22 protein-coding genes are annotated in these 23,082 nt (G+C 28.6%); 16 read left to right on the forward strand and 6 right to left on the reverse strand.

Annotated features, from left to right (window positions below; translation table 11 throughout):
* The first annotated feature begins 263 nt into the window (after window positions 1-263).
* The 5 genes from NSA23_RS13010 (at window position 264) to NSA23_RS13030 (ending at window position 7,145) form a co-directional block, all read left to right on the forward strand.
* Window positions 264-938: a hypothetical protein gene (locus NSA23_RS13010; protein ID WP_042682739.1), complete on the forward strand. Its 675-nt coding sequence runs from the start codon at window positions 264-266 to the stop codon at window positions 936-938.
* Window positions 939-1,202: 264 nt separating this feature from the next.
* A complete protein-coding gene (locus NSA23_RS13015) occupies window positions 1,203-1,646 on the forward strand; it encodes a MarR family winged helix-turn-helix transcriptional regulator (RefSeq protein WP_042682737.1) in 444 nt (147 codons plus the stop codon).
* 44 nt (window positions 1,647-1,690) lie between these two features.
* Entirely contained in the window at window positions 1,691-3,946 is a 2,256-nt protein-coding gene (locus NSA23_RS13020) for an ABC transporter ATP-binding protein (protein WP_042682734.1), read from the forward strand.
* Window positions 3,939-5,783, forward strand: a complete 1,845-nt coding sequence (locus NSA23_RS13025) for an ABC transporter ATP-binding protein (RefSeq protein WP_042682732.1) — start codon at window positions 3,939-3,941, stop codon at window positions 5,781-5,783. Before NSA23_RS13020 ends, NSA23_RS13025 begins: the two co-directional genes overlap by 8 nt.
* A gap of 576 nt (window positions 5,784-6,359) precedes the next feature.
* Complete coding sequence (locus NSA23_RS13030; protein ID WP_042682729.1) at window positions 6,360-7,145, forward strand: sugar phosphate isomerase/epimerase family protein; 786 nt, start codon at window positions 6,360-6,362, stop codon at window positions 7,143-7,145.
* Window positions 7,146-7,179: 34 nt separating this feature from the next.
* Here the strand turns inward: NSA23_RS13030 and NSA23_RS13035 are convergent, their stop codons facing one another.
* The 5 genes from NSA23_RS13035 to NSA23_RS13055 are packed head-to-tail and all read right to left on the reverse strand — an operon-like array spanning window position 7,180 to window position 11,472.
* Window positions 7,180-7,500: a PTS lactose/cellobiose transporter subunit IIA gene (locus NSA23_RS13035; RefSeq protein WP_042682727.1), complete on the reverse strand. Its 321-nt coding sequence runs from the start codon at window positions 7,498-7,500 to the stop codon at window positions 7,180-7,182.
* A 28-nt stretch (window positions 7,501-7,528) separates the two neighbouring features.
* A complete protein-coding gene (locus tag NSA23_RS13040; RefSeq protein ID WP_222704797.1) occupies window positions 7,529-8,833 on the reverse strand; it encodes a PTS sugar transporter subunit IIC in 1,305 nt (434 codons plus the stop codon).
* A 17-nt stretch (window positions 8,834-8,850) separates the two neighbouring features.
* The gene (locus NSA23_RS13045; protein WP_042682724.1) at window positions 8,851-9,156 is read right to left on the reverse strand and encodes a PTS sugar transporter subunit IIB; all 306 of its coding nucleotides are present in this window, start codon (window positions 9,154-9,156) and stop codon (window positions 8,851-8,853) included.
* A 1-nt stretch (window position 9,157) separates the two neighbouring features.
* Entirely contained in the window at window positions 9,158-9,397 is a 240-nt protein-coding gene (locus tag NSA23_RS13050) for a hypothetical protein (RefSeq protein WP_042682722.1), read from the reverse strand.
* Window positions 9,394-11,472 carry a BglG family transcription antiterminator gene (locus NSA23_RS13055; protein WP_042682721.1) on the reverse strand — a complete coding sequence of 693 codons (2,079 nt, stop codon included), beginning with the start codon at window positions 11,470-11,472 and terminating at the stop codon, window positions 9,394-9,396. The genes NSA23_RS13050 and NSA23_RS13055 overlap by 4 nt, the downstream gene beginning before the upstream one ends.
* A gap of 249 nt (window positions 11,473-11,721) precedes the next feature.
* Here NSA23_RS13055 and NSA23_RS13060 point away from each other — a divergent pair, with 249 nt between their 5' ends.
* On the forward strand, window positions 11,722-12,327 hold the full coding sequence (locus NSA23_RS13060) for a DUF4878 domain-containing protein (protein WP_042682720.1): 606 nt from the start codon (window positions 11,722-11,724) through the stop codon (window positions 12,325-12,327).
* A gap of 61 nt (window positions 12,328-12,388) precedes the next feature.
* Here NSA23_RS13060 and NSA23_RS13065 read toward each other — a convergent pair whose 3' ends face one another.
* Window positions 12,389-12,625: a hypothetical protein gene (locus NSA23_RS13065; protein WP_050069843.1), complete on the reverse strand. Its 237-nt coding sequence runs from the start codon at window positions 12,623-12,625 to the stop codon at window positions 12,389-12,391.
* Window positions 12,626-12,754: 129 nt separating this feature from the next.
* On the opposite strand from NSA23_RS13065, the gene NSA23_RS13070 reads away from it, so the two are divergent.
* The 10 genes from NSA23_RS13070 (at window position 12,755) to NSA23_RS13115 (ending at window position 23,082) form a co-directional block, all read left to right on the forward strand.
* Entirely contained in the window at window positions 12,755-12,976 is a 222-nt protein-coding gene (locus NSA23_RS13070; RefSeq protein ID WP_042682719.1) for a YdbC family protein, read from the forward strand.
* Between the two features lie 216 nt (window positions 12,977-13,192).
* Window positions 13,193-14,167, forward strand: coding sequence for a polysaccharide deacetylase family protein (locus tag NSA23_RS13075; RefSeq protein WP_050069842.1), 975 nt, complete (start codon window positions 13,193-13,195; stop codon window positions 14,165-14,167).
* Window positions 14,157-15,152, forward strand: a complete 996-nt coding sequence (locus tag NSA23_RS13080) for an LCP family protein (protein ID WP_042682718.1) — start codon at window positions 14,157-14,159, stop codon at window positions 15,150-15,152. Before NSA23_RS13075 ends, NSA23_RS13080 begins: the two co-directional genes overlap by 11 nt.
* Window positions 15,153-15,315: 163 nt before the next feature.
* Window positions 15,316-16,239, forward strand: a complete 924-nt coding sequence (locus NSA23_RS13085; RefSeq protein ID WP_042682715.1) for an LCP family protein — start codon at window positions 15,316-15,318, stop codon at window positions 16,237-16,239.
* A gap of 192 nt (window positions 16,240-16,431) precedes the next feature.
* Window positions 16,432-17,796 carry an MATE family efflux transporter gene (locus NSA23_RS13090; RefSeq protein WP_042682713.1) on the forward strand — a complete coding sequence of 455 codons (1,365 nt, stop codon included), beginning with the start codon at window positions 16,432-16,434 and terminating at the stop codon, window positions 17,794-17,796.
* 162 nt (window positions 17,797-17,958) lie between these two features.
* Window positions 17,959-18,324: a CidA/LrgA family protein gene (locus NSA23_RS13095; protein ID WP_042682711.1), complete on the forward strand. Its 366-nt coding sequence runs from the start codon at window positions 17,959-17,961 to the stop codon at window positions 18,322-18,324.
* Window positions 18,317-19,009: an LrgB family protein gene (locus tag NSA23_RS13100; RefSeq protein WP_042682709.1), complete on the forward strand. Its 693-nt coding sequence runs from the start codon at window positions 18,317-18,319 to the stop codon at window positions 19,007-19,009. Before NSA23_RS13095 ends, NSA23_RS13100 begins: the two co-directional genes overlap by 8 nt.
* Window positions 19,010-19,070: 61 nt before the next feature.
* Window positions 19,071-19,547 carry a peptide-methionine (S)-S-oxide reductase MsrA gene (gene msrA / locus NSA23_RS13105; protein ID WP_042682707.1) on the forward strand — a complete coding sequence of 159 codons (477 nt, stop codon included), beginning with the start codon at window positions 19,071-19,073 and terminating at the stop codon, window positions 19,545-19,547.
* A gap of 118 nt (window positions 19,548-19,665) precedes the next feature.
* Window positions 19,666-20,499: a DegV family protein gene (locus tag NSA23_RS13110; RefSeq protein ID WP_042682705.1), complete on the forward strand. Its 834-nt coding sequence runs from the start codon at window positions 19,666-19,668 to the stop codon at window positions 20,497-20,499.
* 231 nt (window positions 20,500-20,730) lie between these two features.
* Entirely contained in the window at window positions 20,731-23,082 is a 2,352-nt protein-coding gene (locus tag NSA23_RS13115; protein WP_042682702.1) for an anaerobic ribonucleoside triphosphate reductase, read from the forward strand.

Raw genomic sequence — 23,082 nt, forward strand, 5'->3', positions numbered from 1 at the left:
TTTTTGCTTTATAATTAATTTTAGTATGTGATTTCATTGCAGATAAATTATACTAAAAAACAGGTCGAAGAGCTACCGCTCTTCGGCCTGTTTTACTTTTATGGGCTTTTTATTTTGAAACAGCCCCATATTGTTTTTTACTATAGAGATTATCACATAGGCCATTTTTGGTATATATACCAAAAATGGCCTATGTGATAAATGAAATATAAGATAAGATTGAGGTGTAGGATTTTATAAAAAATTAATGGGGGTAAGATATAATGAAAAAGTTTTTCAGTAATAAGTGGGTTAAAATTATCGGAGGTATACTTTTAGTATTCATTATTATACCTTCAATTGCAAGAGGCAGTTTGCAGGATGAAGTGGACAAGTTGTCAAAAGAATTAAAAACACAAGAGAAAAAGATAAAAACATTGGAGACGGAGAAGGGAACACTAGAAACAGAAAATAAGAAATTGCAGGAAAAGGTAGATGAAGCAAAACCTTTCTTTGATTTAAGTGAGGTTGAAAGAGCTGAGGAAGAAAAAAAGGCGGAAGCTATTAAAGCTAAGCAAGAAAAAGAAAAGAAAGAAAAAGAAGAGGCAGAACGTAAAAAACAAGAAGAAGAAGAGAAAAAAGGGTATGATACTGGTATAACTTATAATCAGTTGGCCAGAACACCTGATGATTTTATAGGAAAGAAAGCAAAATTTTCAGGTAAAGTAGTACAAGTTATTGAAGGAGAAGGAGAAACACAGCTGAGATTAGCTGTTGATTCAAACTATGATACAATACTTCTTGTTACATATAGTGATGAAATAACAACAGAAAGAATTCTTGAGGATGATATTATTACAGTAATGGGAATTTCATCAGGACTAATAACTTATAAATCAACAATGGGTGGAAATATAACAATACCAGCTATGCTTGTAAATAAAATAGAATTTCAATAAGGAATATAACTTAAAAGGTTTATGATAATTAAATATATGTAATACAATTGTACTTATAGAAATCATGAAATTTTAGGGCCAAAATATGGCCTTATTTTTTTATAATATTTATATTTATTAAATTTTTTTTACATAATAATCATTTAGCGGACTAGTAGAAAATATTTCAAGAAATTATAATAATATTTGTATTGACTAGACTATAAGATGGTGGTATTATTACTTATATCCTTAGCCGTCTAAGTAAATATATAGGAGGTAAATATGAACAAAGTAGATAAAGATTCCTTATATTATGTATTTTTAGAAATATTAAGACTCCATTATTATCGTACCCATGTACTTCTTGAAGAAGTAGGTGTTTATCCTGGTCAGCCACCTATGCTTTTTATTTTAAATGAAAAAGATGGTCAAAGTCAGAAGGAATTAGCAGATAAATTGCAAATAAAGTCTTCTACTATAACAGTAATGTTAAAAAGAATGGAGAATTCAGGTTTAGTAACACGTAGGAAAGATGAATTAGATCAGAGAATAACTAGAGTATACATTACAAAAAAAGGGAAAGAAATATGTAATGAGGCAATTGGAGTAATGAATAGAGTTGAAGAAGAAATGTTTAGGAATATTACGATAGAAGAAAGGATAATTCTTAGAAGGTTATTTATGCAAATAAGGGAAAATCTTAATAATGCACTTGATATGAAATAAAAAGGCTGTAAAAGTTAATCAAGTTTAATTTAGGGAGGAAAATGATGAAAAATATTTTAAAACAGCTTAAACCTTTTACTATATTTATATTGATAATAATAGCTCTATTATTTGTTCAGGCGATGACAGATCTTGCTCTTCCTGATTATATGTCAAATATAGTTAATATAGGAATACAACAAAATGGGATAGACAATGCTGTACCACAAGTAATTAGAGCTGCAGAAATGGAAAAAATAAAGTTATTTTTAAATGAAGAAGAAAATAATTTAATAGATAATAACTATAAATTAATAAATAAAGAAAATTTAAATGAAAAGGAATATAATAATTATTCTAAGAAGTACAAGGCATTAGAAAAAGAGAGTCTCTATATATTAAATACGTCAAATAAAGAAGATATTGAAAAGATGAACTCTTTTTTAGGAAAGGCTATACTTACTAAATATAGTATAGAAAAAGGTACACCTCAAGGTATTACTTCAGGTGATAGAAACAAGATAGAAAATCCTTTTGAAAAATTTCCAGAAGGTACTGATCCTTTTATAGTGCTTAAAAATTTACCTAAAAAGGAATTTGACACTATGAAAAGTGAAATAGATAAACAATTTAAAAGTATTCCAGATACTATGATAACTCAATCTGCTATAAATTATATAAAACTTGAATATGAAACTATAGGAATAGATATGAATAAAATTCAATCTAATTATATTCAATCTACAGGAGGAATAATGTTACTTATTGCTCTAATAGGAATGGTAGCTTCAGTAATTGTAGGACTTTTAGCTGCAAGAGTTTCTGCTTCTCTTGGTAGGGATTTAAGAGATAAAGTATTTAAAAAAGTTACTTCTTTTTCATCTCCAGAGTTTGATAATTTTTCGACTGCATCTTTAATAACTAGGAGTACTAATGATATACAACAAGTACAAGTATTTGTAATGCTGTTATTAAGACTAGTATTTTATGCTCCAATTCTTGGAGTTGGTGGAGTAATAAGGGCTCTTAATACAAATACTTCTATGGCGTGGATAGTGGCAGTAGGAGTTATAGCTATTCTTGTTCTTGTAACAACTCTTTTTATGATTGCTATGCCAAAGTTTAAAAAAGTTCAAAAACTTGTTGATAAAGTAAATCTTGTAATGAGAGAATCTCTTAATGGAATAATGGTTGTAAGGGCTTTTAATACACAGAAATTTGAAGAAAAGAAATTTGATAATGCAAATAAGAATTTAACAAAAACCCATTTATTTGTTTCAAGATTGATGACTATAATGATGCCAACTATGATGCTAATTATGAATGTTATAACATTATTAATAGTATGGGTAGGGGCTCATGAAATAGATAAAGCTACTATACAAGTTGGAGATATGATGGCATTTATTCAATATGCAATGCAGATAATTATGTCATTCCTTATGATATCTATGGTTTCTTTGATTCTTCCAAGGGCTTCAGTATCAGCACAGAGGATAGCAGAAGTATTAGACGAAGATATAATAATTAAAGATCCTCAAAATCCAAGAAAATTTAATAATGATATAAAAGGATTAGTTGAATTTAAGAATGTTAGCTTTAAATATCCAGGGGCAGAAGAATATGTCCTTAAAGATATAAACTTTATTGCAAGACCTGGAGAAACTACTGCTTTTATAGGAAGTACAGGGAGTGGTAAATCTACTTTAATTAATCTAATTCCTAGATTTTATGATGTTACAGATGGAGAAATTCTTTTTGATGGTGTAGATATTAGAGATATTACTCTTGAAGATTTAAGAGAAAACATAGGATATGTTCCTCAAAAAGGAGTATTATTTACAGGTACTATAGAAAGCAATTTAAAGTATGGAAAAAACTTGAATGTAAATAATGAAGATGTATTAAAGGCTGTAGAAATATCTCAAGCAAAAGAACTTATAGAAGGAAAGGAAAAAGGTATACTGTCTAATATAGCTCAAGGAGGAGGAAATGTATCGGGAGGTCAAAAGCAAAGACTTTCAATTGCAAGGGCATTGGTTAAGAAACCAAAGATACTCCTATTTGATGATAGTTTTTCAGCTCTTGATTTTAAAACAGATGCTTTATTAAGAAAGGCAATTAAAGGAGAAATTAAAAATAGAACTATGTTAATAATAGCTCAGAGAATAAATACAATAAAAGATGCAGAAAAGATTATTGTTTTAGATGAAGGAAAAATAGTAGGAATGGGAAATCATAGGGAATTATTGCAAAATTGTGAAGTTTATAAGCAAATTGCCTTATCCCAGCTATCAGAGGAGGAACTTGTATATGAGTAAAACCAATAATAGAAATAGAGGACCAAAAGGTCATGGACATATGGGAGGAAAGTTTGAGAAACCAAAAGATTTTAAAGGAACTTTCTCTAAACTTCTCAATTATTTAAAGCCTTATAGAATCAAACTAGCTATTGTAATAATCTTTGCTATAGGAAGTACAGTTTTTTCAATAGCAGGTCCCAAAATATTAGGAAAAGCAACAACTAAAATATTTGAAGGATTAATATCAAAGGTATCTGGTGGCAAAGGAATTGACTTTAATTATATAGGAAACATAATTTTAACTCTAATAGGATTGTATGTACTATCTGCATTATTTTCTTATATACAAGGTTTTATAGTAACTGGAGTTTCTCAAAAGGTATCCTATAATTTAAGAACAGAAATTTCTCGAAAAGTGAACAAGTTGCCTCTTAAATACTTTGACTCAGTTAGTTATGGTGATGTATTATCAAGGGTGACCAATGATGTAGATACAATAAGTCAATCCTTAAATCAAAGTTTAAGCCAAATAATAACATCTGCTACTACTTTAGTAGGTGTACTCATTATGATGTTATCTATAAGTTGGCAGATGACTATTGTTGCACTTTTGATTTTACCTATATCAATGGTTATAGTAATGGCTGTAGTTAAAAGAAGTCAAAAATATTTTAAAACACAACAACAATCCCTTGGAGAAGTTAATGGACATATAGAAGAAGTATATGCTGGACACAATATAATGAGTGCTTTTAATGCCAAGGAACAAGTAGTTTCAGAATTTGAAGATATTAATGCAAAACTTTATGATTCTGCTTGGAAGGCTCAATTTCTATCAGGGATGATGATGCCTATTATGAGTTTTGTTGGCAATTTAGGATATGTTGGAGTTTCAATTTTGGGAGGTTGGCTTGCTATAAGAGGAACTATAGAAGTAGGAGATATACTTTCTTTTATTCAATATATAAGGAGTTTTACCCAGCCTATAACTCAAGTAGCCCAAATAAGTAATGTATTACAATCTACTATGGCTGCAGCAGAAAGGGTATTTGAATTCTTAGATGAAGAGGAGGAAATAAAGGAATCTCAAGGTCGTGTTAAACTTAAAGAAATAGGTGGGAGAGTAACTTTTGAAAATGTCAAGTTTGGTTATGATGAAAATAAGATAATAATAAATGATTTTTCTCAAGACATTGAAGTAGGGCAAAAAGTTGCTATTGTTGGACCTACTGGAGCAGGAAAAACTACTATAGTTAAACTTCTTATGAGATTTTATGATTTAAATGAAGGTAGAATCCTTCTTGATGGACATGATATAAAAGATTTTTCCAGAGGCGATTTAAGAAAGAATTTTGGTATGGTTTTACAGGATACATGGCTTTTTAGTGGTACTATAATGGAGAATATAAGATATGGAAGGCTGGATGCCACAGATGAAGAAGTAGTTAGAGCTGCAAAATTAGCTCATGCTCACAGATTTATAAAGACTTTGCCAGATGGCTATAATATGGTTATAAATGAAGAGGCAAGTAACATATCTCAAGGGCAGAAACAGCTTCTTACTATAGCAAGGGCAATTCTCTCAGATCCTAAGGTGCTAATATTGGATGAAGCTACATCTTCTGTAGATACTAGGACTGAAATACTTATCCAGAAAGCTATGGAAAATCTTATGAAAGGTAAAACAGCCTTTATAATTGCTCATAGACTTTCAACTATAAAAGATGCAGATTTAATTCTGGTTATGAAAGACGGAGATATTATAGAACAAGGTAGCCATGAAGATCTATTATCAAAAGATGGATTCTATTCTTCACTTTATAATAGTCAATTTGAAGATGTAGAGGTATCTTAAAACTGTCCTTTTGCCTAAATTTTATATTTTCAAGATGGTAAAATTTATTTTATAGTATTAGACATTTAATAATTAATATATTATTTTAAAGTTAAGTAAGTGCTCTTTTCTGGTAAAATAGATGTAATGCTAAAATAGAAAAGAGCATTTATTTTAATCTAGTTACTTAAAATTAATTTCTTTGTCTACTAAAATAACTTTAAGTTTTAAATTCTCCCAACATCTTTTATATAAAGTAATAACCTAAAAAACAAAACTAGCTTAGATAGAAGAATGTTTTAGAATAATAGATAAAATAAGATAAAAATTTATGCTTTATAAAAATAAAAGGTTAATCATGTGGGTATAAATACTGAAAATATGTTTGCTAATTGAATCTATGCTTTAGGTAATTTTGTATGAATATCACAGATTGAAGTTTGGGTATGGAGGAATTATATGAGTAGAATTAAAAGGGATATAAAAACCATGAGGAGAAAAATTAAAAATTCACTTTTTATTATTAGAGGATGTACTAAATACATATCATAATAAAATAATATTTGATGATACTATAAATTATATGGGGGAATTAATATGGGTTGTAAACTTGGAATGCCAACATTAATAGAAAAAGATAATATTATTGATAATATTATTTTATGTAAAGAATTAGGTCTGGATTTTATAGAGTTAAATATGAATTTACCCTATTGTATGCCTGAGTATATATCATCAAAAGAATTATCAAAGTTAAAAAATAAGTATGATATAGAATTTACCATTCATTTTCCTGAAGATATAGATTTTGGATATTTTTATGAAGAAATAGGACAAGCTAATATAAGATTGTTTCAATCTATTGCTAGATGGGGAGCTGAGTTTGGAGTAGAGAAAATAAATCTTCATTTAAACCCGGGAGTATATTTTACGTTGCCTCATGAAAAAATTTTTGTATATGAAAAGAATGAAAAGTTTTTTTATGAGAAATTTTTAGGTTCTATTGTACAAATAAGAGATATTGCTGAACCTTTAGGAATAAAAATATGTGTAGAAAATATGCAAGTACACAAATTTGTAGAAAAAGCTTATGAAAGTCTTTGCAATATTCCTAAAGTATATTTTACTTGGGATATAGGTCATGATGCTATGTGGGGATATAAAATGGAAAAAATATATTTAAAGAATCCTCAGAAAGTTAAACATATGCATTTTCATGATTATGATAGAAAAAGTGATCATCAAGTTCTTTTTACAGGAACTATTCCATTAGATGAAAGGCTAAAATTTGCTAAAGAGAATAATTTAACTGTAGTGATAGAAACCAAAACTACTGAAGCCTTGGTAGAATCAGTGAAAAAGCTTAAAGATAGACAAGAATAACTAAAAAATATAGTCCAATATTGGACTATATTTTTTAGTTATTCTTGTCTAATTTCTTATATATTTTTATAAATCTTTTTATTAAATTTTTTTCTGCCATAGCAGTCATTAGATGATCTTGAGAATGAATTATTAAGAAACTTGGCTGTTCGCTAATTTTTCCTTGTATCAATAAACTTTGATATTTATGCCCTTGTGTGAATTCTTCATCTGCTTCATATAATAGTTTTTCAGATTTTTCAAATTTTCCTTCTTCTGCCGCATCTAGTGCTTCATAAGCTTTAGCTCTAGCGTTTCCAGCATGAAGGACTAAATTGAATACGATTTCTTCTAAATTTAAACTTTTTTCAGTCATATGGTTTACCTCCTAAGTAGTACCTTATCTAGTTAGAATTTGCCTTTACTTCCATTTCATTTTTCACTAGCTGTGATTCATAAGTTTTAAAGAAGGGATAGTATATAAAACTAGCAATTATTAAATTTATTAATTGTAACAATGCTCCCTTCCAGCTACCTGTAGCTATTATTCCACCTAAGAATATTGGTACTGTAAAAGGTGGTTGTATAATAGTTCTAGGAACAAGATTTGTAGCAAAAGCAATATAATTTATAGTTGTGGATACAGCTGGTGCCAATATAAATGGTATAAACATTATTGGATTTAGCACTAAAGGTGCCCCAAATATTACAGGTTCATTTATGTTGAAAATTGCAGGTATTAAAGAAGTTTTTCCAATGTTTTTTAACTGTTCTGATTTAGACAGTAAGAACATTATTACCAGAGGCCAAGTTAACCCAGAACCACCTATGTGGGCAAACATATGGAAGAAAGGTTCTGTAACAATACCTGGTAAGGCTTGACCAGATACTGCTGCTTCAGCATTGGCAGCTAGTTGAGTCATCCAGAATGGATAGGCTACTGATGATACTACATTCATACCATGTATTCCTAAAGACCATAGAAGCATCATTAAAACGATTTGAGCTAAGGCAGCAGGGTAACTATCAGAAACAGCGACTATTGGTTTAAATAAATCCAGTATCAATTGGGGGAGTGTAACATTGAAATTAGACCATACTATCCACCCAATAACCCAGAACAATGTAGTTGTTACGAAAAATGGGATTAAGGATCTAAAGGTTCTTGTTACATAAGGTGGAACACCTGCAGGCATTTCGAATACTAAACCTTTTTGAGTAAATATTTTAATAATCCAAGTAGTAGCAATACCTACTAATATGGCGACAAATAATCCTTGACCTCCTAAATAATCTAATATCTCTCCAAAAGGAATTTTAGTAATATCTGTTGCAGGGAAACTAACTATTAAAAAGGATAGCATTGATATAATACCTGCAATAGTATCGTCTAAATCCCATCTAGATGCTAAACTATAGGCAGTTCCAAAAGCTACCATCAAAGACATCAATCCGAAAGTTAATTGAAAAGGTATCAATATTTGCCCTTGAATAGGTTCTATAGCTTTAGCCCATGCTTGTATGAAGCCCCATTTTATTGCAACAGGTGGATTAGCAATAATTAAAAAAAGAGCTCCAGTAATTATTACTGGCAACGCAAATACTGCAAAAGCATCTCTGATTGATTGTAGATAAATATTTTGTGCAATTTTAGCTAATATTGGCATAAGTTTGTTTTCCATCCAACCCATAAAAGAATTATTTTTCAATTTTTATACCTCCAATCTTATTTTTTAAATAGATTTAGTATTTGATCTAATACTTTTTTACCATTAAAAGTGGCAAAGGCTTGCATATCTATTAAATCAATTTTTACATTATGTTTTTCACCTATTTCTTCAATTTCTTTTTTAAGATGGCGTATTTGAGGTTCTAATAAAGCTACATCGTAATTATTGGCTTTTTTCTTAAAATCTATTGTACTTCCTGCATCTACTTCCAAATCTATATTTTGTTTTTTTGCTTCATCATTTACATTTTTAGCTAAACTACTAGATGTAGCGCCCCAGCTACATAATATAATAGCTTTCATATTATTTTCCTCCCTTATTTTCTAAATTGTTATTATAGATTTTAAGCATTTTTGTGGAATATTTTTGAATAAGTTTAAAAACTATCAAAAACATAGAACTAAAAATTATCATGGGTACCCCAATCTTATAATCATATTTAAATAAAGTGTAAATACCTATTCCTAGCCATACAATAGTTAAAAGCATTGTAAAAAGTTTTATTTGAAATTGAGAAATACTTATTTTTTTATCTAGATTCAATATATCACTCTCCTTATTTCTTTATAATATTTAAAAAGTAAAGTATTCTCTAAGGACATAAGCACTTCTTTTTTATTTTTAGAGTTGTGCAGTTCTTCAACAAATTTATCATCTTCAATTATGGCTGAGGAAAGATCTCCTAAAGTTTCAATACTTTTTTTATTTTTAGGAGCAATTAATAAAAAGGATGTAGAAATTGGTTCGTTTTTACCTAATATGTTTTTCATATCAACTAAATTTTTAAATTTTCCTACAGTTATTAATATTTCATTTACATAATCAGTAGCTAAATGGTATAATACAAATTTTTTGTTGGGTAGTATAATTGGAGCTAATTGATTCCTTTTTATTAATGCCTTTAATATTTTATTTTTCTCATATTTAGTTATTTTCTTATTTGTACAATGAATATCTAATAGTTCCTCTATAATATTTTTAGTGTCTTTTGATTTGTGTACTATCATATCAGTATTATTTAGAATTTCTATAATATTGGCTCCATATATAGCAAGATTTTTTAATTGGCTTTTTCTTTTGCCATTGGGTTTATACTCATTATTAGATTGAATATTAAGAAGATTAGGAATACTTAATTTTTGTTCTATTTTTCGTATATCATCATCTAATAAAAGTGGTGTTATTACTACAGTTTTTACATCTAAATTTGATAAAGGAATAGTAGATATAATTAAATCTATTTTATTATTTTTTATTACATTTTCTAACTCTACTAAGGAACAAGATTTTAAAATATTTAATTGAGGAAAATTTTCTAATTTTGAAAGTAACATCTGTGATGATCCTATACCGCTAGAACACACAACTACAACATTATATACTTTAAAATTGTTTCCTATTCTTTCAATAGCAGCACCAAAGTGAATGGTTATATATCCTACTTCATCTTCTGGAATATCTATTTTATATTTGCTTTCAACAACCTTTATTATTTTTTGAGTTTTTTCAAATAGTAAACTATATTTTTCTTTTATTTCCTTTATCATAGGATTTCTAATAGTCAAATTAGATCTAATTCTAAACATTGTATACATAAGATGATTGGTTAAACCATTTATTAATATTTCATCTTGAAAAAAGTCTATATGGAATATTTTATTGGCTTCTCTAATAATTGTGGAGACTATTTTTTCGATAAAAGCTTTATATTTCATATCATGAGAACTTTTATAATCTAATCCTAATAGGTGCATTGTAATATATCCTATTTCATCCTCTGGTAGACTAATGTTTATAGCCTCTTCAATATATTTAGTTAAAGTTTTTGCCATTTCAAACTCTTTAGTGCTTTTTAGATTATTTAAGGTATCCGTATCTAGTACAATCTCTTCTCCTGATTCTATCCTTTTTATTGCTAATGCAATATGTATAGTCAGATTTATATATACCTTATCAAGTATAGGATAGTTGTATTTTTGTTGTAATTTTATAATAGATTTTTCTATTTGTGATATAACTTCTAAATCGAGTAGATCTAATAATTTACTGTCTTTTAAATTTTTTTTACTTTCATTATAATCCTCATGTACATACTTCATTATAGAATCTAGTTCTATATTTTCATATATAAAGTTTGTAGTTGCTTTTCTTATGTTTTTTTCACTGCCTTCTATTTTTACACCTACTCCTGGTTTTGAAACTATAAAAATATTGTCTTTTTTTATCCACCTTTCTATATCGTTTAGATAGTAGCTAATTGTAGGGGCAGTAAGATTAAATTTCTTAGCAAAATAATCTAGCTTTATTGGTTCTTTAGAAGTTAGCAACTCCGCAAGTATTAATTTTTTCCTTTCTATAGGAGTTAGTTCATGATAGTTGTTGGAAATTATATGTTCTAGCTCTAATAAATTATCTTGGCATCCCTTTATAAGATATTTATTTTTTTCTTTAGTCAAGGACATGTTTAATAAGGACAATTCTTCGGTAATTTTTTCAATATCTCTATATATAGTTCTAGATGATACTTTATTTTTTCTAGCTACATCATTAATATTAATTTTTTGCTTATCTAAAATATCTTTTAAAATATCTTTTTGCCTAATAGTCAAAATTAACATAGGTGCACCCCTTTTGACATAACTTTAATATTTATTGTCCCTGTATTAGACTTTATACTACAACTATTGTATTTACAACATAAAGATGCCATAGTATTGTCAAAGAAAAATGACATTGTTTTAATAGTTTTTAACTTGGAAGAAAAATTCAAAAAAGAAATAGCATAGATTAAAAGAGGAAATAAGAGGAAGATGTCGAAAGTTAATATATGAGAAATAAAAATAAAATAGAAGGTGGGGCCTAATTAGATGAAAAAAGTAATTTCAGTATTTTTAATTGCATTTTTAACTATTAGTATGACTGGATGTGTTAAAAACCATCCTCAAGATACTGTAGAATCTTATCTAAATGCTATAAAAAGTGGTGAGCTAGGAAATTTAGATGAATATTTATTAGAAGGTAAAGAGAAAAATGAAGAACATGAATTTATTTTAAAAGATGAATTTGAACAAGCTATGATAAATGCATATTCCAAGTTAGAGTATGAAATTTTAAGCACAGAAATAGAAGGGGATAATGCAAAAGTAGAAACAAAGATTAAATCACCAGATCTAGGTAGTGCAATGGAAGATACTATAATGGAAGTAATTCCAAAATTACTTGAAGATGCATTTAATGAAGCTTTCAATGAAAATGCAGAAGATAATTTTGATGAAGAAGCTACTCAAAAGGAAATAGAAGAGACTTTTATAAATAAAATCAATAAAGATAAATTACCAATGGCAGAAAATACAGTAAAAATCAAATTGGTGAAAAAAGACAAAGAATGGTTAATAGATTTAGATAAAGAATTTTCTAATGCTTTATCAGGAGATTTAGAGAAAAGTTTAGATGGTCTTGATAATATTGAATAAAATATAGAACAGGTCTAAAAATGTCATAAAAAGATAATTTTTTTAGACTTGTTCTAATTAGCTAAAAGTTTGAGCCTATTTTTTTATATTTATTGCCATCACTCCAACACTTTCCAACTATATTCCCAGATTCAATATAAGACTTGTTTGGCATCTCAAATAATATAGGTTTTACTTTTTCATAGCCTAATTTTTCAGAAGAATCTAGTATATTTTTATTTACATAGATATTCAATATTTTAAATATGAAATTATCTTCACTTTCAATTTCATAATTGTCTATAAGTTTACATTCCATGAAAATAGGAGAGTCTTTAATTATGTGTCAATGGTGTGATGATAATATGGATATTGAATAGTGAAGTTATATTTTTATTTTGGTAAAATAAATTAGAAATGACTTTTAATGAAATAATAGGAGGTTTTTATGGCAGGTTTTAAATATGATATTAAAGAACATATAGGAAATATTTCAGAATCACCTAAAGGTTGGACAAAAGAATTGAATCTTATTAGCTGGAATAATAGAGAACCAAAATACGATCTAAGAGATTGGGCTCCAGAACATGAAAAAATGGGGAAGGGAGTTACATTTACAAAAGAGGAATTAAAAGAATTGAGAGATATACTTAATGAGATAGATTTATAAATCTTATGAGACTAAAGTCATGAATGTTTTTTCATATTATGAAAAATCGTCTATATTTAATATGGTAAAAACTCTTGTATATAGACGATTTTTCATTTTTTGACTACATTAAAATTGTCTCAGTTTATCTTATTTTGTAATTTTTTCGTAACTTATAGAGAAGAAAAAGATAGTATTATATATTAAGAATAGAAATAAGATATGGGGTGAGACATATTGAGAAAACAAGACAGATTTAGGATACCTAGAAAAAAGAAATATAAATTGAGTAGAAGGGCTAGGAGAATAAATTTTATTGTACTGTGTTTAGTTGTATTTGTGGCTTTTGTAGGAATTGGGAAAAGTATTGGCGAAAAATTAACTTCAAAGACAGCCAGTGGAGAAGAGTTGGATAAAAAAGAACAAAAGTCAAAATTAGATAAAAAACAGATAGAAAAGCAAGAAAAAGAAAAAAAGAAGGAAGAAGATAGAAAAGAAAGTAAAAATACAGAAAAAGGCAGTGAGAAAGATAATAAAAAATCTAAAGATATAAATGAAAAAGGAAATAATAAAGTAGAAGAACAAAAAAAAGTTCCTGATGATGGTAGAAAAGTAGCTTATTTAACTTTTGATGATGGTCCATCGGTTAATGTTACGCCCCAGATATTAGATATATTGGATAATTACAATGTAAAGGCAACTTTTTTTGTAATTGGTTCATCAGCAGAAAAAAAACCTGATCTAGTAAAAAGGGAACATAATAGTGGACATGCTATTGGGAATCATACCTATTCTCATAACTATAAATATATATATGCCAATGTAAACAATTTTTTAACAGATATGGATAAATGCGAAAATGTTTTAAAGAATATTTTAGGAAATGATTTTCATAGCAGTGCTTCTAGATTTCCAGGAGGTTCCTTTGAAAAAAAGAAACAACCTTTTAAAGATGCTTTAGATAAGAAAGGTATTGCTCATATAGATTGGAATGCTCTAAATGGAGATGCAGAGGGGCATAATATTCCAAGCAGTAATTTAATACAAAGAGTGGTGCAGACAACTCAAGGTAAGAATAAGGTTGTAATACTTATGCATGATGCAGGAGCTAAAAGAACTACAGTGCAGGCTTTGCCAGGTATTATTAATTATTTGAAAAAACAAGGGTATGAATTTCAAACCTTAGACCAGGAGGCTATAAATGGGCTCTAGAAGGGAAAAAACCAATAAAAAGAAGATGATAAAAAAAAGAAGATTTAAAAGAGTATTAATTTTAATAGGCATTGCAGTTTTAGCAAGTTTTGCTTATGTAAATGCTCATTTAAATAATATTAAAACAGTTAGTATTTCTAAAAAAAATGAAGACTTAGGTATAAAAGATGAAGAAGATGGAAGGGAAGTTATAAATATAGCTTTATTTGGAGGAGATAGTAGGAAAGAAGGAGATGTAGTCCATTCGGATGCAATAATGGTTTTAAGTATAGATAAGGCTCATAAAAAAGTAAAATTATCTTCAATTATGAGGGACACCTATGTAGATATTCATAAACATGGTAAAACGAAGTTGAATCATGCCTATGCATATGGAGGACCAGAGTTAGCTATTAGAACAATAAATGAAAATTTTAATTTGAATATTAGGGATTATGCTTTTGTCGATTTCTACAGTTTTGAAAAGTTAGTGGATGCTGTAGGTGGAGTTGATGTAGATATAAAAGATATGGAAGTTAAAGAAATAAATAGATGTATAAAAGAAATAGCAGAACTTAAAAAAACAAAACCTATTTTAATTAAAAACTCTGGAATGAATCATTTAAATGGTGAACAAGCAGTAGCATATTCTAGAATAAGAAAAGTAGGTGGAGGAGATTTTGAAAGGACAGAAAGACAAAGAAGGGTAATAAATGAATTATTTGAAAAAGGTAAAAATGTAGATATAACAAAATATCCAAAAATACTAGATAGTATTTTACCTTATGTGGAAACTAGTCTTTCAAAAACAGAAATAATGAAGCTGGGAACTTATGTTTTAACTAACAATATACAAAGCATAGAGCAAAATAGATTTCCTACAGATGAACATAGTGAAGGTCAATTCATAGGTGATATATGGTATTTAGTAACAGATTTAGATGAAACAGAAAAAGAAATTCATGATTTTATATATGAAAATATGGAGGAATCCAATATAAATTAAAAAGGAAGTCTATTTATGTACTTCCTTTTTAGTCATATATAAGATATAATTAGAGGAATCAAATAAGTTTTGTAGAAATATATACTATATGTTAGGTAATAAAGTAAAGAAAGGGTGGTGAATCTTCTGGTTCATTGATTTTTTAGAACTAGAAGCGGGGAAAATGAAGAAAAAAAGAAATATAATAATAGTAGTAGTACTTGCTTTAATATTGGGCGTATTCTTGTATGGATACTCTTATTTAAACGATATTAAGACTGTGAAGATATCTAAAAAAGATAAAGACTTAGGTATAAAATCCAAAAAAAATGATGAAAAGAATAAAGAAGTAATAAATATTGCTTTATTTGGTGGAGATGGAAGAAATGAAAAAGATGTATCAAGATCTGACTCTATAATGATACTAAGTATTGATAAAACTCATAAAAAGTTAAAATTATCTTCAATTATGAGAGATACTTATGTAGATATACATGGTCATGGTATGACAAAGCTCAATCATGCCTACGCATATGGAGGACCAGAGTTAGCTATTAGAACAATAAATGAAAATTTTAATTTAAATATTAGAGATTATGCTTTTGTAAATTTTGATAGCTTTGAAAAAGTTGTTGATACTATAGGAGGAGTAGATATTGAACTAAATCAATCGGAGGTAAATGAAATAAATAAAAATGTCCAAGGTAGTTCAATTGGAGGGACTGGAATGAACCATTTAAATGGTAAACAAGCCCTTGCTTATAGTAGAATAAGAAAAATAGGAAATGGAGATTATGAAAGAACAGAAAGGCAAAGAAGAGTTATGCAGGAGATATTTGATAAGGGAAAGAACATAGGAATAACTAAGTATCCAGAAGTAGTAGATAGTGTTTTCCCTTATGTAGAAACAAGTTTTTCAAAAATGGATATAGTTAAGCTTGGAAGTTATGGTTTAACTAATAATATTAGAACTTTAGAACAAAATAGATTTCCTAAAGATGAACATAGTCATGGACAATTTATAGGTGAGGTATGGTATTTAGTTACCGATTTAGAAAAAACAGAAAAGGAAATCCACAATTTCATATATGAAGATATTAATAACTAGGGTCAAAAGCCCTAGTTATTAATATTTTGTTTAACTTTTCATAGTCAATATTGAAGATTTTCACTTTTCCTACTTTATATACTTCTTTGATAAAAAATAACTATAGTTTCTATAGTTCACATATATATAATAATATGATAGAATTGTTAGAGTTATCTTTTATAGTAGAATAATTTGTAAAGGGGGAGTCACATGGATAAAACTATGTGGAATGATAAAGTGTTTTTTAAAGCAATGATAAGTATTGCTCTTCCTATTGCACTTCAAAATTTAATTACTTCTTCTCTAAACATGGTAGATACATTGATGATTAGTAGTCTAGGGGATGCTAGTATAGCAGCAGTTGGATTAGCTAATCAAGTATTTTTCTTTTATATGCTTATAGTATTTGGCATAAATAGTGGTTCGTCTATATTTATATCTCAATTTTGGGGAAAGGAAGATATTAAGAATATAAGAAAAATACTAGGATTAGCAATTTGTTTAGGTAGTATAGTTGGAATAGTTTTCACTATTGCTGCTTTTTTCATGCCTGAATTTTTAATGAAAATATTTACTAAGGATGCAGAAGTTGTTGTTCTAGGTGCAGATTATTTAAAGATAGTATCTTTGAGCTATATTATAACAGCTATTGGTTTTTCCTATAGTGTAGCTGCTAGAAGTATAGGACAGGCTAGGATGCCTATGGTAGTTAGTGCTATATCTTTTGTAACGAATACTTTTTTTAATTATTTACTTATATTTGGGAAATTTGGTTTACCTAGACTAGGAGTTAAAGGGGCTGCATATGGAACGTTGATAGCTAGAATAGTAGAGCTAGGATTCATATTATATGCTATTTATTCAGAGAGAGGGGTTTTGTCAGCAAGTATAAAAGAATTAACTAGTTGGGAGAAGAATTTTTTTATAAAATATATAAAAACTACCTATCCTGTTATTTTAAATGAAGCAATTTGGGCTTTAGGAAATATTATGTATTCTATAGCCTATGCAAGAATAGGTAAAGAGGCTATAGCAGCAGTTCAAATAGCTACTACTGTGCAAAATATATTTATGGTGATTTCAAGGGGATTGGCTAATTCAGCAACTGTAATGGTAGGAAATAAAATAGGTGCTAAGGAGGAAGAATTAGTAGTTGAGTATTCAAAAAGATTTTTAATGATAGCTACTATGACTGGAGTTGTTCTTGGGATTGGACTGTTTTTCTCATCAGGAATAGTACTTAAACTTTTTAGAAAATTAACTCCTGAAGTATATGAAATTGCTAAAAGAACTCTTAAGGTAATTGGAATAGTTTTCTTTTTAAAGATGTTTAATGGAACTATGATAGTAGGTGTATTAAGGGGTGGTGGTGACACAAAGTTTTCACTATTTCTAGAATTAGGTGCAGTATGGTTAGTAGGAGTACCTATGGCTTTTCTAGGAGCATTATTTTTAAAATTACCAGTACATATAGTTGTAGCATTAGTATCATTAGAAGAAGTAGTAAAAGCTGCTATCGGTGTACCTAGACTTATTTCTAAGAAATGGGTTAGAAATGTAACTGAAAGTATGTAAGTTAGAAAATATATTTATTATGCTACTAGCATAATAAATATATTTTAGAAAGTCTATCCCTCTTCCTTAATTTTTTAATAATTTTAAGAATTGTATTCTTGGGTAAGAATAAATTATATGCAGAAACTCTTTATTTTTTAGATTAAGAGGGGGAATATTTATATGAAAATCTTTAGACAATTAGTTATAATATTTGGAGTACTTCTTATGGGACATATGCTTGAAAATATTATAGGATTGCCTATCCCAGGGACTATTATAGGAATGGTAGTTCTTTTAATATGCCTTATTATAGGAGTTATAAAAGTTGATATGATAGAAGATGTAAGTAAGTTTCTGTTAGAAAATATAACTTTTTTCTTTATACCAGCAGCAGTAGGGATAATCTCCTCATCAGAACATATTAAACAGCAATGGCTTCCAATTTTAATGGTTACTATATTGTCAACTATTATAGTTATAGGAGTTACTGGATTTATAGTACAAGCATTGGAAAGACTACAGAAGGGAGATGGAGGAAATGACTAAATATATTGATACACCTATATTTGGAGTTTTGATTTCTATTTTAGCTTTTGAAATAGGAGTATTTATAAATAAAAAAACTAAAATAAGTTTTTTCAATCCTCTTCTTATTTCTGTAACAATCATTATAAGTTTTCTATTGATTTTTAATATTGATTATAAAACTTATAATAAAGGTGGAAGCATAATAAGCTTTTTATTGGGACCAGCTACTGTAGTTCTTGTAGTGCCGTTATATAAGCAAATTGAAAACCTTAAAAAAAATAGTTTGCCTATTTTAGTAGGAATATTTGTAGGTGTATTGACAGCTATAATAAGCATATACTATTTAAGTAAATTATTTGGACTAGATGAAATTATAGTGTTGTCTCTTATACCTAAATCTGTAACTGCAGCTATATCTATGGAGGTATCTAGAGAAATAGGGGGAGTACCTAGTTTAACAATGGCGGTAACAGTTATTACAGGAATTGTTGGAAATATAGTAGGTCCCTATATATATAAAATATTTAAAATTGAAAATGAAATAGCTCAAGGAATAGGATTAGGCAATGGAGCTCATGCATTAGGAACAGCTAGGGCTATGGAATTAGGAGAAGTTCAAGGAGCTATGGGATCTTTATCTATAAGTGTTGCAGGACTTATGACTGTTTTTTTAGCACCGTGGTTAGTTAGTTTGTTTAACTAATTTATTTTTAGTAGCCTTAACTTTTAGTTAATATGGGTATACTAAGTATGAGGTGATATATATGAAGGAAATAGTTTTGGCAGGAGGTTGTTTTTGGGGAGTAGAAGAGTATATATCCAGAATTGATGGGGTTAAAGAGACAAAGGTAGGATATGCTAATGGTAGAGTAAAAAATCCTAGTTATGAAGAAGTGTGTACAGGAATGACTGGTCATGCGGAAGCTTGTTATGTAAAGTATGATGAAGATATAGTTTCTTTAGAACAATTATTATATAAATTTTGGAAGATAATAAATCCTACGTTATTGAATCAACAAGGTCCAGATATAGGACATCAATACAGGACAGGTATATATTATATAGATGAAAGTGATTTTCCAACTATTGAAAAAACTTTAAAAGAAGAACAGAAAAAGTATAATGACTCTATTGTTACAGAGATAAAACCCCTTCTTTGTTTTTATGATGCAGAAGAATATCATCAAGATTATTTAAAGAAGAATCCAGGAGGCTATTGTCATATAAATTTGGATGCATAGTTAGAAATTAGACTATGTTTGATTTTAAATATATATAATTAATAATCTTCCTATTGTAAGTTAACATTATTAATGATAGTATGAAGACACGTTAACTAAAACAGGATGGGGTGAAGTAATGGAATACAAAATAGTTAGTGATAGTAGCTGTGACTTAAATGAAGAGTTAAAAGAACAAATGAACATAGGATTAGTACCATTAAAAATCAATATAGATGACAAATCTCTTGTAGATGATGAAAATCTAGATGTATCTAAATTACTAACTGATATGAAAAATAGTAAAGATCATGTGAGAACATCTAGTCCATCTCCTGGAGATTTTCTAAAAGAATATGAAAAAAAAGATAATATTTTTGTAGTAACATTGTCTTCTCAATTAAGTGGGACTTATAATGCTGCTATACTTGCTAAAAATATTATTGCAGACAATATGGAAAAGTTTATACATGTATTTGATTCTAAAACAGCTTCAATAGGAGAAACATTGATCACCATGAAGATATTTGAACTTATACAAAAACAATATAATAAATTAGATATAGTTAATAAAGTAGAGGAGTATATTGATGGACTAAAGACTTTTTTCATCTTAGAAAATTTAGATAATTTAATTAAGGGCGGAAGAATGACTAAAATTGCAGGACATATTGCTTCTATTTTATCTATAAAACCAATTATGGGTTCAGATAAAGATGGCAATATTAAACTAGTGGATAAAATAAGAGGAACCAAAAGGGCTTTTAAAAGATTGGTAGATATAATAGGAGAAGAGGGAAATAATTTTGAAAATAAAATTCTCGGAATTTCTCACTGTAATGCAGAAGAAAGAGCAATTAAACTTAAAGATGAAATAAGTAAAAGATATAATTTTAAGGATATTATAGTTGTAGAAATGGCAGGACTTAGCTCTGTTTATGCTAATGATGGGGGAATAGTTATAGCTTTTTAAGTTAAAACAATGAAGAGAACCGAAAAGGGTTCTCTTTTTTAATGACATATATAGGATATAGTTGACTAAAATGGTAAAAATATTTTAAAAGCACATTGACACAATATATGGTAATCTGTTATCATATAATAACAATATGTAGTAAATTCCATATAATTAAAAGATACACTAATATAGTTTATCACAAAAAATAAAAAATAAAAGGGCAAATATAACAAGGAGGCAAATTATATGATTACAAAGATTAAAAAAAGGGATGGGAGAGAGGTGCCATTTAATATAGAAAAAATTGCAAATGCAATTTTTAAAGCAGCTCAAGCTGTTGGAGGTCAAAATTATGATACTGCATTAAAATTGGCTGAAGAAGTGGCAATATGTCTAGAAGAAGACCATACAGGAGAAATACCAGGTGTTGAAGATATTCAAGATATAGTTGAAAAAGTACTTATAGAATATGGTCATGCACAAACTGCAAAGGAATATATTCTCTACAGGGCAGATAGAACCAAAGCTAGAGAAATGGACAATAGACTTATGAAGGTGTATGAAGATCTAACTTTTAAAGAAGCCAAAGACAATGATTTAAAGAGAGAAAATGCAAATATAGATGGAGATACAGCTATGGGAACTATGCTTAAATATGGTTCTGAGGGAGCAAAACAATTTTATGATCTATTCATACTAAATCCAGATCATTCTCATGCCCATAAAAATGGAGATATACATATACACGATTTGGATTTTTTAACATTAACTACTACCTGTTGTCAAATTGATTTATTAAATTTATTTAAAGGTGGATTTTGTACAGGTCATGGATACTTGAGAGAACCAAAGGATATACAAAGCTATGCAGCATTAGCTTGTATTGCTATACAATCAAACCAAAACGATCAACATGGAGGCCAGAGTATACCTAATTTTGATTATTCAATGGCTCCAGGAGTGAAGAAGACTTATAAAAAGATCTATAGACAAAATTTAGTTAAGTCTATATCCTTTGTAGTAGGAAAAGACTCTGAATCAGATTTAATGGATATATTTGAGAAAATAGAAGAAGAACATGGATTAATTCCCACTTTAGAAGAGAATGAAGAATATAAAAAATTAGAGAAGAAATACCTTTTGAATTTTTTTCAAAAAAATTCTATATCAGATTTTCTAAAGAATGAGTCTTTAGTTAATAAAATACAGGACTTTGTTGAAAAAAACTCCATTAAAGAAGTGGATAGAAAAACTTATCAAGCCATGGAGGCCCTTATTCACAATTTAAATACAATGCATAGCAGAGCAGGAGCACAAATACCTTTTAGTTCTATAAATTATGGAACTGATACTTCACCAGAGGCTAGAATGGTTATGAAAAATCTTCTTCTTTCTACAGAAGCTGGCCTTGGAAATGGTGAGACACCAATATTTCCTATTCAAATATTTAAGGTTAAAGAAGGAATAAATTATAATCCAGGAGATCCAAATTATGATTTATTTAAATTATCCTGTAGAGTAAGTGCAAAAAGATTATTTCCTAATTTCTCTTTTATAGATGCACCTTATAATCTACAGTATTATAAATCAGGTCATCCTGAAACAGAAATAGCATATATGGGATGCAGGACTAGGGTAGCAGCTAATGTATATGATCCTTCTAAGGAAATTATATATGGAAGAGGAAATTTAAGTTTTACTACTATTAATCTTCCAAGATTAGCTTTGAAAAGTGAGAAAAACATTGATTTATTTTTTGAACAATTAGATGAAACTATAGATTTAGTCGTAAATCAATTAGTAGAAAGATTTGAAATTCAGGCTCGTAAAAAGGTAAAGAACTATCCTTTCTTGATGGGGCAAGGTGTTTGGCTAGATTCCGATAAATTAGATAGAGAAGATGAAGTAAGGGAAGTTTTAAAACATGGCACTCTTACTGCAGGATTTATTGGTCTTGCAGAATGTTTAAAAGCTTTAACAGGTAAACATCATGGGGAATCAGAAGAATCTCAAAAATTAGGTTTAGAAATAATAGGACATATGCGTAAGAGAATGGATGAAGCAAGTCAAAAATATAATATGAATTTTTCTCTTATAGCTACTCCAGCAGAAGGAACTGCAGGTAGGTTTGTAGAAATGGATAAGAAAGTTTTTGGAGATATTGAAGGAGTTACAGATAGAGAATACTATACAAATAGTTTCCATGTACCAGTATATTATGAAACTAATGCTTTCCATAAGATTAAAACAGAAGCTCCTTATCATGAACTTACTAATGGAGGACATATTACCTATATAGAACTAGATGGAGATCCAACTGAAAATCTTGAAGCTTTCGAAAAGATAGTAAGGGCAATGAAAGAATCAGGAGTTGGATATGGTTCTATAAATCATCCTGTAGATAGAGATCCAGTATGTGGATATACAGGTATTATAGGAGATACATGTCCTAAATGTGGAAGAGAGGAAGGAGATATAAAGTTCCAAAGAATTCGCCGTATAACTGGGTATCTTGTAGGAACACTAGATAGGTTTAATAATGCAAAAAGAGCTGAGGAAAATGATAGAGTGAAACATTTTTCCTGCTCTCATAAATAA

The organism is Anaerosalibacter massiliensis, assembly GCF_024623155.1.
GTDB lineage: Bacteria > Bacillota > Clostridia > Tissierellales > Sporanaerobacteraceae > Anaerosalibacter > Anaerosalibacter massiliensis.